General features: G+C 62.0%; 7 protein-coding genes. 2 read left to right on the top strand and 5 right to left on the bottom strand.

Annotated elements, in window-relative coordinates; all coding sequences use genetic code 11:
• Positions 1–7: 7 nt before the first annotated feature.
• The 3 genes from L3V85_RS34370 to L3V85_RS34380 are packed head-to-tail and all read right to left on the bottom strand — an operon-like array spanning position 8 to position 3,336.
• A complete protein-coding gene (locus L3V85_RS34370; protein ID WP_237677015.1) occupies positions 8–988 on the bottom strand; it encodes a VWA domain-containing protein in 981 nt (326 codons plus the stop codon).
• A 37-nt stretch (positions 989–1,025) separates the two neighbouring features.
• Entirely contained in the window at positions 1,026–2,012 is a 987-nt protein-coding gene (locus L3V85_RS34375; protein ID WP_237677016.1) for a protein kinase family protein, read from the bottom strand.
• 10 nt (positions 2,013–2,022) lie between these two features.
• Entirely contained in the window at positions 2,023–3,336 is a 1,314-nt protein-coding gene (locus L3V85_RS34380) for a hemolysin family protein (protein WP_237677017.1), read from the bottom strand.
• A gap of 23 nt (positions 3,337–3,359) precedes the next feature.
• On the opposite strand from L3V85_RS34380, the gene L3V85_RS34385 reads away from it, so the two are divergent.
• Positions 3,360–4,205: a symmetrical bis(5'-nucleosyl)-tetraphosphatase gene (locus tag L3V85_RS34385; protein ID WP_237677018.1), complete on the top strand. Its 846-nt coding sequence runs from the start codon at positions 3,360–3,362 to the stop codon at positions 4,203–4,205.
• Positions 4,206–4,239: 34 nt separating this feature from the next.
• Here the strand turns inward: L3V85_RS34385 and L3V85_RS34390 are convergent, their stop codons facing one another.
• Positions 4,240–4,953 (bottom strand): GNAT family N-acetyltransferase, encoded by a 714-nt coding sequence (locus L3V85_RS34390; RefSeq protein ID WP_237677019.1) that lies wholly within the window; start codon positions 4,951–4,953, stop codon positions 4,240–4,242.
• A gap of 97 nt (positions 4,954–5,050) precedes the next feature.
• Here L3V85_RS34390 and L3V85_RS34395 point away from each other — a divergent pair, with 97 nt between their 5' ends.
• Positions 5,051–6,532: a PLP-dependent aminotransferase family protein gene (locus L3V85_RS34395; RefSeq protein WP_237677020.1), complete on the top strand. Its 1,482-nt coding sequence runs from the start codon at positions 5,051–5,053 to the stop codon at positions 6,530–6,532.
• A 95-nt stretch (positions 6,533–6,627) separates the two neighbouring features.
• Here the strand turns inward: L3V85_RS34395 and L3V85_RS34400 are convergent, their stop codons facing one another.
• Positions 6,628–18,771 carry a calcium-binding protein gene (locus L3V85_RS34400; RefSeq protein ID WP_237677021.1) on the bottom strand — a complete coding sequence of 4,048 codons (12,144 nt, stop codon included), beginning with the start codon at positions 18,769–18,771 and terminating at the stop codon, positions 6,628–6,630.
• Between the last annotated feature and the right edge of the window lie 4 nt (positions 18,772–18,775).

The following is an 18,775-nucleotide window of genomic DNA, read 5'->3' on the forward strand; positions in this document are numbered from 1 at the left end:
TGCACCGTCAGCCGAACAGCCGCTTCCACCATGACGACCGCGGGCTTGCAGCGGCGGTGGCCACGGCAGGCGGCGCGCGGCGCGATGCCGTCGGGTCGAGCAGCGCGGCGTAGCCGTCGAGCGCATGGAGCACGCCGCCCACGCGCTCCTTGGCCATGCCGGTGCCGCTCATGACGCCGGCCAGCGCCTCCAGGCTGGGCACGGCCTTCTCGGTGAGCGCGACGATGCCGGCCGCCACGGCGCAGGCGTCGTCGGGCGAATCCATGCAGATGACGTGATCGCCCAGCAGTTCGCGCCAGCGGCCCTCGCATCGGCGGCGGCGCTGGGCGTCGGGGATCAGGAAGAACAGGTGCGTGGTCTCGGCCGCGGCGGCGATGACTTCCTCGATGGGGATGTCTTCGTCGAGCTTCTCGCCGATCAGGCCTTCGATCTGGTGGCGCGACACGGCGGGGTACGGCAGCTCGTCGCCGGTCACGAACAGGTAGCCGCGCTTCTTGCGCTTGACCCAGCAGTCCATGTCGGTGTGCTGGGCCATGACGTAGAAGGCCAGCTCGTAGCTTTCCTCGCCGGAGCCGCCACCGCCGCCTTCGAGAAAGCTCCAGGTGAGCCACTGGTCCATGAGGCTGGCGGTCGACTCGAACTGGCCGACCTGCAGCGGCGCGTGGTCCGAGGTGGCGTCGCCGATGGCCATGAACATGAGCTGGGGGTCCGCCACGCCGCAATCGGTGAGCAGCTTCATGAAGGTGGGCAGTTCCTTGCGCGCCAGGGTCTGCGGGATGTCGCCCATGGAGCCGGTGACGTCGAGCGCGAAGACGATACCCAGGGAATTGGGATGGTCGGCGTTGTCGCGCGACTCGCGCACCTTGAGCCCCTGCGGGTTCATCAGCGCATGGGTGGAGCGCTGGGTGAAGACCTCGGCGCCGGGCTTGGCGGCGCGGTCGGCAATGAGTGCCGTGTGGGCGGCGTGCGAGTAGTTTCCGTAACCCATGAAGTGACTCCTTGATGCGGAAGGAAGAGGAAGGCAATCAGCCGCCGCTGCGCGGCGCTGGATCGAAATGAACGAACTGCGGCGCACCGAAGGCTTCGCGCGAGGCCGCGGACAGCGCCTGCTCGATACCCGGCGCGCCGAGCCGCTCGCAGGTGGCGGCGTCTTCGCTGCACTGGCGCAGCAGGGTCGCGAGCGGCGCGGGGGTGCGGGCGCCGTAACCAGGGGCACCGGCTGCGTCACCCTCGCCGCCGTGCAGCAGGGCACGCACGGTCCACGCTGCCTGCATGAGATCGCGCGTCGCCGCTGCCTTGTGGGCCACGCCGGTGGCGTGCTGCGCGCGCGACCAGCCGATCAGCAGCACGCCGTGGTCGCGCGGATGCACGAGCGCATGCGCGGGCGACAGGCCGCGGTGCGTCCAGCCGGCCCCGTGCACGAAGGCCAGCACCTCCAGCATGCGGCGCCAGACCCACACCGCATGACGCGGGTCGATGCCTTGCGGATTGGCCTGCGCCACGTCCTGCAGGCTGCCCCAGAAGCCGGTCGGGTGACGCAGCACCAGCGCCTGGCGGTTGCCCTCGCCCAGTCCTTCGGCAATGCCGGTGCCCACACACTGCGGCAGGCGGCGCGTGAAGTAGGCGGCACCAGGCGCCGACAGGTCCTGCAAGGCCTGCAGCACCGAGGCTTCGCGCAGCAGCACGCCGTTGGCGGCGCTGTCGCGGGCAAGCTTCATGGTCACGCGCTCGGGCAGCGCGCCCAGGCGCTCTGCCAGCAGCACGTCGCTGTGCTCGCCGGTGGACAGCGGGGCCAGCACGCGGTAGCGCGCGCCGCGCCAGGTGAGGATGTGGCCGCCGGGCACATCGGCATTCGCCCTGCGCAGCGCGGCGCGGAAGCTCTCGCGCTCGACGATTTCCTCGCCGCGCACGATGGTGGCACCGCAGTAGCTGCAATCGACGGTGCGCCAGCGGGCGGCTCGCGGCAGCGGCGCGGAACATTGAGGGCAGCTGAGAGCGAGCAGCGACAGCATGGCCAGCGCCCTAGTCGGTCTCTGGAGCGGCCGCCGGATCGGGCGATGCCAGCACGCGGTCGATGCGGCGGCCCTCGAGCGCCACGATCTCGAAGCACCAGCCGGCGCAATCGATGTGCTCGCCGACCTCCGGCAGGTGGCCGGACACGGCCATGAGCAGGCCCGCCACGGTGTTATAGCGGCCGCGCTCCTCATCGGGCAGCTCGCGGATGCCCAGGCGCGCGCGCAGCTCTGACACCGGCATGAGGCCATCGAGTTCCCACACGCCGTCGGGCCGCTCGCGCGCCCAGGCGTCGGTCTGCATGCCGGGCTGAAGCTCGCCGGCAATGGCTTCGAGCAGGTCGCGCGGGGTCATGAGGCCTTGCACCACGCCATATTCGTCGACCACGAACACCAGGCGGCCGGCGCGGGCGCGGAACTGCTCGAGCAGCTCCATGCCGGTGAGGGTCTCGGGTACGAACACCGCGGGCGTGGCTTCCTGGCCCAGCACGCCGGTGTGCGCGGCGCCCAGGCGCAGCAGGTGCGCCACGCTGATCACGCCGACCACGTCGTCGAGCGAGTTGCGGCACACCGGATACCAGGAGTGCACGAGGTTGAGCGCAGCCGCGTCGGCCACCTTCTGCAGCGCCTGCCGCACGGTGAACGAGGCGTCGAGCCATTCGATGTCGGCGCGCGGGATCATGAGCGACGACAGGCGTCTGTCATCGAGGTGAAACACATTGCGCACCATCTGGTGCTCGTGCTGCTCGATGACGCCGGCGTCCACGCCTTCTTCGAGGCTGGCCGAGATTTCCTCTTCGGTGACCGAACGGGCCGCGTTGGCGTCGATGCGCAGCAGCTTCAGCGTGGCGGCGGTGGCGCCGGCCAGCAACCACACGAAGGGCTTGGCCGCCTTGGCCAGCCCGCGCATGGGGCGCGCCACGAAACGCGCCACCGGCTCGGGGTAGAGCTGGCCGATGCGCTTGGGCACCAGCTCGCCGAAGATGATGGTGAAGAAGGTGATGCAGGTGACCACCGCCGCGGTCGACACCACGCTGGCGGTGCCGGCGCCCATGCCGACCGATTCCATCCACACCGCCAGCGGCGCCGCGAAGGCGGCCTCGCCGACGATGCCGCTCAGCATGCCGATGGAGGTGATGCCGATCTGCACCGTGGACAGGAACTGCGTCGGCGACTCCATCAGCTTGAGCGCCGCCTCGGCGCCGGCGTCTCCCGTTTCGGCCAAGGCCGCGAGACGTGCGCGGCGGCTGGTGGAAAGGGCCATTTCGGACATTGCGAACGCCGCGTTGAGCGTCGTCAGCAAGGCCAGCAGGAAGACATCCATGAACTGAGGGGGAGAATGAGGGAATGGCACTTTACTTGATTGGCGACCTGCAAGGCTGCGACGCCCCCCTCGGGCGGCTGCTGCAGAAGATCGATTTCTCCCCCAGCCGCGACACCATCGTGCTGCTCGGCGACCTGGTGAACCGGGGTCCCGATTCGCTCGCCGTGCTGCGCCGCGTGCAGGGCTACGGGGCCTCCGCGCTGAGCCTGCTGGGCAACCACGACCTGCACCTGCTGGGCGTCGCGCACGGTGCGCGCAAGCCCGGCCGCAAGGACACGCTGGCCGAATTACTCGCGGCACCCGACAGCGAAGCGCTGCTCGACTGGGTGCGCCGGCAGCACATGGCGCTGCACATGCGCATCGGCAGCGGCGACCTGCTGATGGTGCATGCGGGCGTGCTGCCGCAATGGACGGTGGGCGACACGCTGGCGCTGGCCGCGGAAGTGCAGTCGGTGCTGCGCGGGCCGGCGCTGGGCGAATTCCTGCTGTCGATGTACGGCAACGAGCCGGCGCAATGGCAGGACAAGCTCACCGGCAGCGCCCGGCTGCGCGCCATCGTCAACGCGCTGACGCGGCTGCGCTTCTGCACGGCCGACGGCGTGATGGAGTTCGAGGCCAAGGACAGCGCCGCCACCGCGCCCGAAGGCTACATGCCGTGGTTCGACGTGCCCGGCCGCCAGACGGCCAAGGCCACGATTGCCTTTGGCCACTGGTCGACGCTGGGCTGGCTCTCGCGGCCCGACCTGCTCTCGACAGACACCGGCTGCGTATGGGGCGGCTGCCTGAGCGCGGTACGCATCGGTGCAACCCTGGACGAGCGCGAGCTGATCCAGGTCGAGTGCGAGCAATCGCAGAAACCGGGCAAGTAGCGCCCGGCCTGCGAATCCGGGCGCCCGCCCTCGCTCAGGAAGGCAGCCGGAACTTGTCGAGCGACATGCGCTGGCGGCCCTGCGCATCGAAATTCTCGGGCGCAAGCCAGCGTTCGAACGCGGTGCGCAGCGCCGGCCACTCGCTGTCGATGATCGAGAACCAGGCCGTGTCGCGGGTGCGGCCCTTGTAGATCACCGCCTGGCGGAAACGGCCTTCGTATTGAAAGCCCAGCCGCAGCGCCGCGCGCTTCGAGGGCTCGTTGAAGTCGTCGCACTTCCATTCGTGGCGCCGATAGCCGAGTTCGTCGAACACGAGCTTCATCAGCAGGTACTGGGCCTCGGTGGACATCGGCGTCTGCTTGAGCAGCGGCGAGAAATTGACAGTGCCGACTTCGATGACCCCGTTGGCGGGATCGATGCGCATCAATGCCAGCGAACCGACGGCACGGCCGCTTTGCCTGTCGATGACAGCGAAGTGCATCGGGTCGGTGCTCTTGGCGATGCGCTCGACATAGGCCCGCGTGGTGTCGATGTCGTCGGGGCGCTCGATGCCCAGGTAGGTCCAGTCGCGCCCGTCGGGGGCCTGCGCGTAGGCGGCGTGCAGGTCGTCGACATGCCTGGCGGCATCGAGCGGCTCGAGCGTGCAGAAGCGGCCCTCGAGGGCGCGGCGCGGCGGCAGGGAACGCGGAGCCCATCCGGGCAGGTCGGGGCCGATGGACTGGCCGAAATCGTTGTGGCGGACTGGCATGAGGCGTCTTTCGAAAAAACAGGAACGACCATCGGGTCGGGACATGTAAAGTATCCGCATCCTGGCTCCAGCAAAAGCGCCACGGCTTTTTCATTTCATGGTGCCACGCCCTTCTCTTTCCCCTGCTGCGCTGCTCGAATCCCCGCTCACCAGGGACCGCGAAGCGGGGTCGATGCAGCGCCAGTTGCATGACCGGCTCAAGCGCGCCATCCTCGACGGCAGCCTCGCGCCCGGCAGCCGGCTCCCGGGCTCGCGCGCACTGGCCGAATCGCTCGAAATATCGCGCAACACCGTCACCGCGACCTACGAGCATCTGGCCGCCGAAGGCTACGTGCAGCCCGACCGCCAGGGCACGCGCGTGACCGAACTCTCGTCGCCCACCCTGCCGCCCCAGCGCGCAGGCAAGGCCACCGCCGTGCCGGACACCGCGCGGCGCCTGTCGAAGATCAAGCCTGCCGTATCGCGCGCCGAAACGGACGTGGCACTGCGCCCCGGCGTGCCCGCGCTGTCGCACTTTCCGGCGGCCGCGTGGCGGCGCTCGCTCGACCGTGCGATCCGCGGCGCCGGCCCGGCCGCGCTGGGCTATGGCGACCCGCTGGGCGAGCCGCCGCTGCGCGCGGCCATCGCGCGGCACCTGTCGGTCGCGCGCGGCGTGCGCTGCGAGCCGCACCAGGTGGTCATCGCCGAAGGTGCGCAGGAAGCCATATCGCTGTGCGTGCGGCTCCTGTCGAACCCCGGCGAGACCGGCTGGGTCGAAGACCCGGGCTATCGCGGCGTGAAAGCCGCCATGCATGCGGGCGACATGCGCATCGTGCCGTTGCGGGTCGACGCCGAGGGCCTGTGCGTGAGCGAGCGTGACTGGCAGAAACACCCGCCCCGGCTGATCTACACCACGCCTTCGCACCAGTACCCTGGCGGCGCGGTGCTCGGCATCGCGCGCCGGCTCGCGCTGATCGCGCAGGCGCGCCAGCACGGCGCCTGGATCATCGAGGACGACTACGACAGCGAATTCCGCCACACCGGAGAGCCCATCGGCGCCATGCAGGGGCTGGTGGACGAGGCGCCCGTGCTCTACATCGGCACCTTCAGCAAGACCATGTTCCCGTCGCTGCGACTCGGCTTCCTGGTGGTGCCGACACAACTGCTGCCGGTCGTGCAGGCGCCCCTGGAGGAAATGCTGCGCGGTGGCCACCGCCACGAGCAACTGGCCATGGCCGACTTCATCGAAAGCGGTCAGTTCAGCCGGCACCTGGGCCGCATGCGCCGGCTGTATCGCGACAGGCAGCAGGCCCTGCGACTCGCACTGCAAAAGCACCTGAAGGTGCCGCATGAGATCGAGGGCGGCTACTGCGGCCTGCACCTCACGGTGCGGCTGCCGGCGCGCTTCGACGACCGCAGGATCGCCGCAGAGGCACTGCGGCACCGCATCGCGCCCTCCCCGCTGTCGGCCTTTGCCATGCAGCCGCAGCCGTCGGACAACGGGCTGGTGCTGGGGTATGGCAATACGCCGGCGGAATTGCTCGAGCCGCTGGTCAAGAGGTTGTCGTTGCTGGTGCGGGAGGCCTCGCGCGACTGTTAGCCACGTACGTGCCCGCATCTAAAGTTGCTTGACGTGCTTCTCGCTATCTGGCTGAAATGCCGATTGAAGTAGGCCCCATCGGTGAAGACCGCTGCTCAATGCCAATTGGCAACAATAACGGAGTTCAAGCTGCCCTGATAGCTCGCCGGCAATGTCGTTTGTCCGACCGCGGGCGGGGAAAAACTGACCATTGCCTGCACAAGGTTCTGCACTTGGCTATCGAGCAACACTTTGCCGTCGCTTGTCTTGAACTGTTCGATATGGCTAGGGTTGGGTGTTTCATTCCCGAACACCATATATTTTGTATAGAACTTCTTGACAAGCACCTTGTCCGTCGTCCCGATGATGCTGACCTCCAGATCGTCACCGCTTTGGCGAAACCACAGTTGATCTTTCGAGACACTTGCACCGAAGCGCAGTACATCGACATTTCCAGCGGTTCCGTCAACGTCAAAAATCTGATCCTGGCCATCGCCCCTGTTGAACGAATAGATGTCGTTCCCGGCTCCTCCATCCAGAATATCGTTACCAGTTCCACCAATCAGCTCATCGGCACCGGCTTCACCATAGATGGTGTCATTTCCTTCGCCGCCAATGAGCGTGTCCGCTCCCGCACGGCCATAGATCAGGTCGGCCCCTGCTTTTCCATTAATCGTGTCTGCACCGGCGCTGCCCAAGATGTCGTTATCCGAATCGTCGGGCGCAGGGAATACGAGAGCCCTGATTGCGTCTACATCGAATGTCGAGCCATCGGCAAACTTGATGCGTTGTACTGGGTTGAAGTAATCCTTCTCATCAAGGAAGTCGAAGAAGCCACGAACAACGATCTTGTCGATCGACCCTTTGATGCTCAGCTCCAAATTCTCATAGCCGTCGCCTTTGACGTACCTCGCGGTCACATCGGAAGGCAAGACGCCCTCCTTGAACTGAAGCGTATTGACTCGAAGGCCTGTTGGGCCGTAGTACAGCGAGTTGAAGGAATTCGGATCGGGGCGAATGGAAAATACGATCGTGTCTTGCCCATCGCCCCGCCCAAACAGGTACACATTGCTGCCCACGCCACCGTCCAGTTGATCATTACCGGCCCCACCATCCAGCGTGTCGTTACCCGATCCCCCTGTCAGGACATCCTCACCGTCCTGCCCATAGAGCGCATCGTCTCCACTACGTCCGTCCAGCACGTCTGCTCCGCCTTGCCCATGGATCGTGTCGCTGGCATTCGTGCCATTGATAGTGTCAGCTCCAGGGGTGCCTGCGAGAACCCGCGACATGAGCGCTGCAATGTTCCAAACCGTTCCGTCTGCGAATTCAACCCGCTGTACGGGGTTAGAGACATTGGCAGGGTCATCCGAGTAGGAAAAGAAATCACGGACCGTGACCTTGTCTGTCGTCCCCGCAATGCTCAGCTCTAGACTTGCGCTCCCAGCATCGGGTACTCGCTTGAAGATCAACTCCGAAGGCAGCACACCCGCCTTGAATCGCAACACGTTGAGCTTACCGACCGTCGAGTCGTAGGTCGAGATGATGGTGTCCTGACCGTCACCCTTACCGAACAGGTATACGTTGTTACCCATGCCACCGTTCAGCTCGTCGTTATCGGCACCACCGTCGATCGTGTCATTGCCGCCGCGGCCATTCAGCACGTCCGCCCCGGCCAGTCCATAGATCGTGTCGTCGCGATTCGTTGCGTTGATCGTGTCCGCCGAGGAGGTCGCAATGAGGCTGAGTGACTGGAGGGTTGCCGTGTTCCAGACCGTACCGTCTGCAAATCGAACCAGTTGGACCGGATTGCTGAAATTGGCCGGGTCTTCCGAGTAAGAGAAGAACTCACGCACCGTCACCTTGTTGGAGGTTCCTGCGATGCTCAATTGAAGGCTCTCGCTGCCGACATCAGTCAGGCGCCTTATAACCACATCCGACGGCAACACCCCAAGCTTGAATTGAAGCACGTTGAGCTTGCCAGCCGTCGAATCGTAGGCCACCGTGATGGTGTCCTGGCCATCGCCCCTGCCGAACAAGTAAACATTGTTCCCAGTGCCACCGTTCAACTGATCGTCACCGGTTCCACCATCGAGAGTGTCCGTGCCGTCTTCTCCATAGAGTTGATCGCCACCTTCTCCGCCATTCAGGACGTCGTTGCCTTTTCCGCCGTAAGCGATGTCGGCACCGTTTCCTGCATTGATGACATCGTCTCCATCCATGCCATCGATCAAATCGTGACCGCCAAGCCCATTGATCGCATCGGCAGCATTTGTCCCAAACAGCGAGTCATTTCCTTCACTGGAAATGCCGCGCAGCTTCGACTGAAGCGTTTCACTGCTCCAAGACTTGCCATCCGCAAATTCCACTCGCTGTATCAGCGCAGAAGGATCTCCTCCCCACGCACTTCGCAGCGTGAACCTTTCTGAAGTGTTTTTGATCGAGAGGTAGATGTTTGTCTTGTCTCGCGAGACGACCAGATCCTCAACAGCAACAGACGCATCCACTCGAATGACATTGTGGATGCCAGTTCCGGCTTGCTCCTCGATCTGATCACTCCCCATCCCGCGATACATCAAGTAGGTGTCATCACCTCCCTCCCCGCGGAGCACGTCGTTACCCGCGCCTCCGTCCAAGGTATCAGCTCCGTCCCCGCCATACAACTGATCGTCGCCAGCGCCACCGTTAAGCACGTCGACTCCACCCAGACCGTAGACGATGTCATTGCCACCCAGGCTGCTCAACGCGTTGGACCTTTCGTCGCCATAGATTGTGTCGGCACCCTCGGTCGGCGAGCCGTTCGCCATCACTGTCAACTCACCCTTGTTCCAAATGGTTCCATCCGCGAACTGCACCCTATCGATTACGGCATCACTGAAAGTAGTGAACCAGTTCTCCAATGTCAGCTGATCGGTCGCTCCCTTGATGGTCAGGATCAGATTGCGCGAGCTTCTCGTGACCTGTATGTCTGTGGGATTGAGATCAGCCGCCATCTTCACGACGTCCAATTCCCCGTTCGCTTCACCCCGATCATTCGCAACGTCGCCGCCCATGCCGCGCGACATCACGTAGACGTCACTACCCAGTCCTCCTTCGAGCCTGTCGTTGCCGAGCCCGCCATCCAGCACATCGTCACCCGCGCCGCCGCGCAGCGTATCGTTGTCCATGCCGCCAATGAGCGTGTCGTTGCCTACCCCACCGTCCAGGGTATCTCTGCCCGCTCCGCCATTGATGGAGTCAGCGCCTGCGGCACCATAAATGACATCATCGCCGCCAAGACCATTGATAAGGTCGCTGGCATCCGTGCCGTACAACGTATCGGACAACTCCGTCGCCGTGCCGTTCGCCACGGTGGCGAGAACGCCAGCACTCCAGATCGTTCCATCTGCGAACTGAACTCTCTCGATCTGGTATCCAGTGCCTTTGAACCAGTTCTTCAGCGTCACCCGGTCCGTGGAGCCGTTGATGCTCAGATAGAGATGATCGACATCGCGGCTCACCTTCACCTCGCTGGCGAGGATTCCGGCACCGAACTTGACGGTATCGACGTTGCCCTGGCTCGAGTCATAGTCGCTGATCTCGTCCTGCCCCATTCCACGGTAGGCCAGGTAGGAGTCGTTGCCCTTGCCACCGTCCAGGCGGTCATTGCCGGCGCCCCCATCCAAAGTGTCGTCACCCCCTTGACCGAAGAGTTCGTCGTTTCCTCCCAGGCCGTTCATCGCGTCAGCTTGCGCGTTGTCGCCGTAAAGCGAATCTGCTCCTTGTGACGCACTCGTCACGGCGACTGTCTTGAAGTTCGTCACGTCCCAGCGAACGCCATTGGCAATGCCAATGCCATCTGGAACAAAAGTCAGCGGTGTCGCGTTCGCCGCACCCTTGAAGATGAAGTTGCTCGCGGAAAGCGCTTTCGGCGGCAGGTTGTAAAAGCCGATGAAAATACTTTGACCTTCAGCCTCCGCGAATACCTTCGTAAAATTAATTCCATCCGAGAGGCCTGATGTTTGATCGAAGATAATTGTCTTGAATTGCGAGAAGTCAGTAAGCCAATCAACCTGACTGAGGTCGATTTTGTCTGCGGCGACATCGAAGTCGTAGATCAAATTGGCCATTGCAAAACTACCACTAGCGTAGCCAGCGAACTTGCTGCCGCCGCCTGTTGGCGTCATTAGAAAAGTATCTGCGCCAGTTCCACCGATGCGCACGCCAGCACCCGGTGCGCCTCGCCACGAAGTGGGGGCCATAGTTTGGGTGACCTGCCATATGGAAAGTTCATAGGGGCTGAGACTGGGCGGAGGAACTGGAGGGCTCGTCGCGCTGCTTGATATGTCAACAAAACCATCGTCCCCATCGAGCATGATGATGTCGTTGCCGTCGCCTCCATCGAGGCTGTCGATTCCCGCTCCACCAACGAGGATATCCACTCCAAGACCGCCAGTCAGCTTGTCATTCCCGTCGCCACCGTCGAGGAAACCGCTGCCGCTGGTCAAGCGGTCACTACCCGCTCCACCCAACAGGATGTCGTTGGCCTCAAACCCATGAGCGGTGAGAACGTCATCGCCTGCGCCGCCATCTAGGAAGTCGGCGCCGACACCCCTTCCTGCGTTGAGTTGATCCGCGCCATCCCCGCCGAAAAGCCGGTCATCCCCAGATCCGCCATCCAGGTAGTCATTGCCGCTTTGTCCAAACAAGCTGTCCTTGCCGGCCCCGCCATATACCTTGTCATCGCCAGCATCGCCGTTGAGTGTGTCGCCATCATCGCCTGCGTAAAGTTGGTCGTTTCCGTCTCCTCCGTAAAGGGTGTTCTTTCCGTATCCACCTAGAGCATCAACCGCGAAGCCATAGGTCCCGTCGGACAGTAACCCCGGATAGCCACCAGTGAATACAAGCATCACCCGATCCATGAAGGAATAGTTGACGCTCTCATATTCAAACCCAGTCCCGGCCCCCACCAAGATGTCGTCACCCGCACCACCGGCGATCAGGTCTGCCCCGCTATCACCGATAAGGAGGTTGCGCCCGCTGTTACCTGAGATGATGTTGTTAGCACTGTTGCCGAGTCCCAAGATGTCACTGCTGCCCGTCATATTGAGGTTTTCGACCTCGATTTTGTCGGCCAGCGTGTACGTCACACTCGAATTCACGGTATCTGTGCCGCCGTTCGCCAGTTCGGTGACCACATCGCCCACGTTGTCCACGATGTAGCTGTCGTTGCCAGAGCCACCGATCATGGTGTCGACGCCGCTGCCACCGTCGAGGTAGTCATTTCCCGCCCCCGCGTCGATCAAGTTGTCAGCACCATTGCCGGTGAGCCGGTTGTTGCCAGCGTTGCCCGTAGCTTTGACGGCCTGCGTCCCGGCCAAGGTGATGTGTTCGAGGTTGGGCTTGTCCAAGATGGTGAAATCCACGCTCGACACCACCGTGTCGCTTCCTTCGTTGGTACGCTCAATCACCGTGTCATAGCGGCTGTCGACAACATACGTATCGTCTCCGGATCCTCCGACCATCACGTCATTGCCCAACTGGCCGTCGAGAACGTCGTTGCCTGCCCATCCGAAGAGGTGATTGTTGCCTGCGTTGCCGATCAACTGGTTGTTTAGGTCGTTGCCCGTGCCACCCGCATCCTGCGTGCCCGTCAGCGTCAGGTTCTCCAATCCTGCGGCGAGTGTGTAGGAAACCGAAGCCTTGACGCTGTCCGTTCCTTCGTTATCCAGTTCGACAATAGTGTCGGACACGTCATCGACGATGTACGTGTCATTCCCTGCACCGCCGCGCATCACGTCCGTGCCCGCGCCGCCGTCCAGCACGTTGTTACCTGCGTTGCCGGTCAAACGGTTGGCGTTGGCATTGCCCGTCCCGTTGATGGCGGCCGCACCGGTGAGCGTCAAGTCTTCCACCTCATCGCCCAGCACGTAGCTGACGCTGGATTTGACGACGTCATAACCACCACCGGCGACTTCCCGGACGATATCACCCGCGTTGTCGACGACATAGGTATCGTCGCCTGTGCGGCCTTCCATGGTGTCTGCGCCTGCTACGCCGTCGAGCGTGTTGCCGCCCGCATCACCCACGAGCACATCGTCTGCGCCGGTGCCGGAAATGAATGCCTTCGAAAGCGCAGGCAATGTGTCCGCGTTGGAGAAAATGAAGTTCGCGGCGGACAACTGTGCCGCCGTGACCCCTTTGAAGGTCAGGTACTGCGTCCCAGCTGCAGGCTGTCCCAGCCAGACGCGCAAATACTGCTCGCTGTTGTAGGTCACGGTGCTGAAGCTCAGCTCGCTGAAGGTCCGGACCGCGCGGATCAGCGACAGGTCGATCTTTTCCGCGCCGTCGGCCACATTGAAGTCGGCCACCAGGTTTCTCAGCAGGCCCACTGATGCGCCAGCCGACAGGTCTTCCTTGAGAATGAAGCGATCACTGCCAGTCGAGCCGATCACCTGGGCAAAGACCAAGGCATTGCCGGTTAGCGTTGCATTGCCAAGCAACTGGGTTGCCGCTTGGGCATGCTTATCCAGAGCCTCGTCACCTTGCATCAGGATCACATCGTTGCCGGCGTCTCCGTTGACCAAGTCCAGGCCCGTACCGCCGATCAACTGATCGTTACCGGCACCACCGCGTAGCACATCGTCACCCGCGCCGCCATCGAGGATGTCATTGCCGCCATCTGCGCCGTCAGTCGTGGTATCCCCCACCAGCGTGTCATTGCCCGCGCCTCCATGCAGCAAGTCATTCCTTGTGCCTCCATAGATCGAATCATCGCCGGCACCGCCCCAGAGGGTGATGTCGTCATTCGGCAGAACGACGTTGATCTCGTTGCCATCCGATCCGATGGCCGGCCGGTTCGCCGTCAAGAACTCCCTGGCCGTGAAGCCTTCTGGCACCGTCAGAAAACTGGTGGCGCCGAGATTTGATGGCAACACCCCCTTGAGCAGCACAGTCTGACCGTTGCCGAAGTCGATCTTCGTGTCGGCACCCTGTTGAGTCAGTTGCAGCGCCGACCATACGTCCACCGCAAATCCGGACACCACGATCTTGTCCACGCCGGCCACAAAATCGGTCACCACATCGGTGGCACCGGCGTCCTTCTCGATCACGAACCAGTCGGCCTCGTTGCCCCCGGTCAAGGTGTCGTTGCCCAAACCTCCGAACATGGCATCCGTGCCATCCCCGCCAGACAGAGTGTCGTTGCCTCGCCCACCAATCAGCGTGTTGGATGCGGCGTTGCCGGTCAATGTGTCGTTGAACTCGCCACCGATCAGGTTCTCGATGGAGCCTGGGGTCTGAATGGTCAGCTTGGCGCCGGCCAGCGTTGCGGTTCCGGTATTCAGGTCAATCCGAGTCGCACTACTGATCGCCGCCGCATTGATCGTGTCCTGCCCGCTATTCGTATCGTTAAGGACATTGCGCCCGGCGGTAGCCGCCAGTTGAGCAAACTCATTCGTATAAACGTAATGATCGTCCCCGGTCGCAGGGACCGCCCCAAACACATCCATGCTCCAGTTGTTCAGCGTGCCCACATCACCGGTTGTGGTGTCGATGACCTTGAGGGTCCAATTGCCGTTCGCCGATTCGCCACGCAGCAGCGCTGTGTCGAACACATAGTCGAGCGTGCTCGATCCGTTGAAGCTGGTGTCGCCCCGATCCGACGCGGTGCTGCCCGGCGCTTTGCCGGGGCGATTCATCAGGATCGACTCGGTCCCGGAAGGCGAGATCAACTTGACAATCAGGTCACCAGGTCGCGCGTGGGTAATGTTGAGTCGAATCTCCACATGCTCCACACGAATGGGGGAATCGTTTACGGTCAGCGTGTGGCTGGTGCCATTTAGGCTCCCATCGGCGATGGCCAAATTCAGGGCGCCGGACGCAACGGGCTGCAGCAAGTTATTTTCATTGCCATACGCTTGCTGATTCGTCCAGGTCTCCGCCAAGCGAATAGCGGCGCGGGCGTCCACTTCGCCATAACCGTAATCATGGCTCGCGTGCATGCCGCCGCCGTTCCAGGTCTTGCTGCCATTGGTTTGCCAGGTTGTGCTGGCATCATCAACCTTGCGCGCGGAGATGGTCAAAATTTGCTGGACGTCGCGGTATCCCAGCGTCGGATTCGCTTCCAGCATCAATGCCACGATGCCGCTCACGATGGGTGTCGCGAAACTAGTCCCTTGGGCGACCGTCTCGTTCGCCCCGAAAGTCGAGCCATTGCTGGTTTGTACCAGACGCGAGGTTGAACTCACGTTGGAGCCGGGCGCACTCACCAGAATGCTGGCGCCAGGGCTGGAAAACGGCTTGCCACCGATCTGCAAAAGGCCCAGGTCTGTCTTCGCATTGATGGCACCGACGATGATGCTGGAGCGGGTGTTGGAGACACTGGAGTAGTTTGTGTTCCCGCCCTTCGCGCGGTCGTTTCCGCCGGCAGTAACGATGACAGTCCCCAATCCCTGACGTCCGAGCGCGATGGCGTTCTCATAGGCCACCGGCAGGCTTCCGATCTTTGCCGGAGTGAACTTCACATCGAAGTTGCTGGCCGCGCCCCAACTGTGGTTGACCACGTCGTATTGCTGCATCTTTGATAGCGTGCCGAAGTCTTGGGCACTCAACCAGTGGCCCGCCACGGTCGCGCCGTAGGCGACACCCACGCCGCCAATGCCGTTTCTGCTCCCCACCATGACGCCCGCGACCAGCGTGGCGTGCCCGCTCAGTTTTCCTTCGCTGCCTTCGCCAGCCAATTGGCCCGGCTGTGAACTGGCCAGCCACTGCGCGTCGATGTTGTCTTTGAGGTCACCATGCCGGTAGTCGAGCACTTCCTTGGTCGTTCCAAATGCGCCACTCGGCTCGAACTGACCAATACGCACCCCCTTGCCGGTGTAGTTCTTCCAGACGGGCAGGATGTTGGCATTGGCCAAGTACCACTGATCCGTCACCAGAGGATCACTGGGCATGTCGGGAGTCTTGAGATACACCGCCGCGCGCATGCCGGCAGATTGGCCGGTGTTGATATCGATAACCGTCGCGGCCACGTTGCCCTTGCTGTCGATGACGGTGTACTTGAACCCCATGAAGCCGGTGAAGCTGGCGTCGGGGGTAAAAAGCACGTCGCCCGCGGAAGTGATGCTGGCCGTACCGCCCGTGACATCGAATAACTGGGAGATCTGCAACGCATCGCCTTGCCAGTCGATATCGTTGGCAAGCAGCTGGCCTTTGCCGATCAGGTGCGGATTGGTGCGGTCGAAGTTCGTTCCGTTCTTGTCCTTACTGAGTACGTCCTTGACCGGCAGCGGGTTCTCCAGCCCAACGCTGGTATTGCTGGGAATCTCGACTCGGTTCACGTCGGCAAAGTTGGCCCGCTCGACATTCTTCACAAAATCGGTGCCGTCACGTCCGGCGACGGTGTCGCTGATCCAGACGCCATCATCCGTCTTGAGAATGCGGTACTCGGAATAGTTGCCCTGGAGTTCGACGGCATCGGTGCCATCGCCACCATCGATGGTGTCGTCACCAGCCCCGCCTTTGAGCACGTCGTTGCCCAAGCCACCAAACAGACCGTCATCGCCCAGGCCGCCATCCAACAGGTCGTCACCGGCCCCGCCGGAAATGTTGTCCTCCCCGCGATGGCCGCGCAGCACGTCATTACCCGCTCCACCATCAATCAGGTCGTCACCGTCCTCACCGGACAACGCATCCGCTGCCGAACTGCCGATCAGCACGTCGTGGCCGTCGCCACCGCGCATGAAGACACTTCTGCGACCACCCGCCACAAAGATATCGCTACCGCGGCCGCCTTGCGCGACCTCTACTTCGGCCTGAGACAGGTTGAGCGTGACGCCTCGGTTGCCAACGACTTGGACTATGTCCGTGCCCGCCCCACCGCGGATGTTCTGCTGCAGGTCGTAGGCATCGATGAGCAGAATGTCATCGCCAGCACCGGCGTTGAAGGTGTCGCTACCCAAGCCGCCGGCCAACCAATTGTTGTTGGCGTCGCCAGTGAGCACATCCCTGCCATCGCCTCCCGCAGCATTCCGGACGCCCTTGCTGGTGACATCGATGGTTTCACCTGCATCATTGCCTGCCACATAGGAACTGGTTGCGGCCGCATTGGTGCCCGCTTGCGTGTTGATAACCGTGCCGGTTCCAGAGGTGCTGCTGGTGCTGCCGTTCGGGTTGGCCAGGAAGTTCGCCGCGATGGCTTCCTTGATTTTCCCGTTTTGCACAAAGGTCCCGCGCGCGAGCACCTCGTTGCCGTCACGCACCTCACCGCTTTGTGCAGTGTTGGTCAGGTTGACCTGGGTGATTCCGAGTTCAGCCAAAGTCTTGAGTTCACTGGCCTCGCCACTGTCGACGACACCATTTCGATTGGCGTCGTTCCAGCTCTTGCCGTCGTGGTTGCCGTCCACCCACACCTTCACACTGCCCCACGCTGCATCGGCGCTAGTGAAAAGGTTGTCGTTGTTGCTGTCCATACTCTTCAATGCGGCGAAGCCATCCTTGAAGCGCTTCTCTCCCGCGTTGCCACCGGTCCCTGCAGCACCACCGAAGTATTCTGAGAGCGTTTCGCTGATGTTGTCGATCTTGCCGTTGCCATTGCGATCGACAGCGACGATGCCATCGGTGGCGCTGACCCAGCCGGTTTGCTCCAGGCTACCGCCGTCGTTATCCGCATCGAAGAGAACGGGGGCCGTGCCGTATTGCGTGAGCCTGACGCCGTCACCATCGAGATCGAGCACGAGCGGGTCAGTTGGCAGCGTGAACTGGGCCAAGCTGTTCGCTGTGTTGAGCCAACTGCCGATCAGCCACGGATCGGGGTTGTACAGACCGCTTCCCAGTAAATTGCCGTTCGGATCAATCACCGGCGCCACCGTATTGCCGTTCCCTGGACGCCAGCCGTCCGCCAGGATCTGAGTGATCGCCGCAGCACTGGTGTTATCCACCGAACCACCCACAAGTTGGTTGTTGTTCAGGTCATCGGCGTTGTAGGTGAGATTCCAACTTCCACCGCTGGCAACCTGACCTTGGGTGACTTGGGCGATTTGCGCATTCGGGTCAAGTGCGGCTTCTTGTGCCGCGGCGAGTGTGTTGGCGGTCGTGAAGTTGAATGCGTTGGCTTCTGTGCTGTTACCCGCTTGCCCGAACACCGTTTTCAATTCGCTATGAATAGTTCCGTCAGTGGTCGTGACTGACTCGGTCAGCGTGTGCTCAATAAGGTCGACATTGCGAGTGATAGTGCTTCCATCATCAAAGGTTTGAGTAGTCCGACTGGACAAGACCTTGTCATCGCCGTCTTGCACTACAACGGTACGCGTTCCATGGAGAGAGGGCACATCGTATCGTGTCGTTGTGCTTGCACCGCTCTCGCTTTTGATGCGCTCCTGATAGATATCACCAAATGAATCAAAAGTGACATCGCGACGCTCCCCATTTTCGTAGACGATGCTGGCACTGGAAGAGTTGTCGTCGTACATTGCCACATCCGTCACCACATAGCCAACCACGTTGAAGGTCGCTTTGACATGAATGTCATACGCGGCGCCTTCTGGTGTGTCCTTCAGTCGGAGCGTATCGATGACATGCTCGCTTGCCGAATTACGATACACGTGATTACCGTAGGCCGAAACTACTCGTCGCGCTTGCTCAATGACATAGGCAGTCTTGTCCGCGCCACTCAAACCCATGCCATTTGCAATGGAATCGAGACGTGCAAACTCCGCAAAGGTGCTGTCGGAAGACATTACTATACGATTGACACCTGAGTATTCAGTATTAAGTCTCGAAAGTTCTTTGCGAAATGTGAAGGCGGTGTACCTCGCTACAGTCTCATCATCAATCCATGCCTTCACGTAGGCATCGCCTCGCTCCGTTAGCGAGAGACCTCCGGGATTGGCAACCAGTTCGTTGTGCGCGTTTCTTCTTGCGCCTACGCGCTCCGTCGCACCATGACCGCGCCCTTCATGAAAGATGTCATCGATAAACTGAAGAACGGTGAAATCATTAGACAAGGTCAGGTATTCAGCTTTGACCAGGACTGTCCCCGGCTTCACCAGCGCACCAGTCTGAGGATCCCTGACGGGATCTCGGAAGGTAGCATGCACGTCCGCTGGCACAGCATCTGTCGTTGCCGCTAGTCGAATCACCATCTCGCCACTTGCTAGGGCCTTGCGAAGAGGCTCCAGCGAGGTCAAGCTTTGATTGTTGATCAATGCAAGAGCACGACGAAGCAACTCCGGATTAGCACCAGTAAGCCCGGAAAACACAATTGAATTTATGACGGTCATTTAG

It is taken from the genome of Variovorax paradoxus (assembly GCF_022009635.1).
Lineage (GTDB): Bacteria > Pseudomonadota > Gammaproteobacteria > Burkholderiales > Burkholderiaceae_C > Variovorax.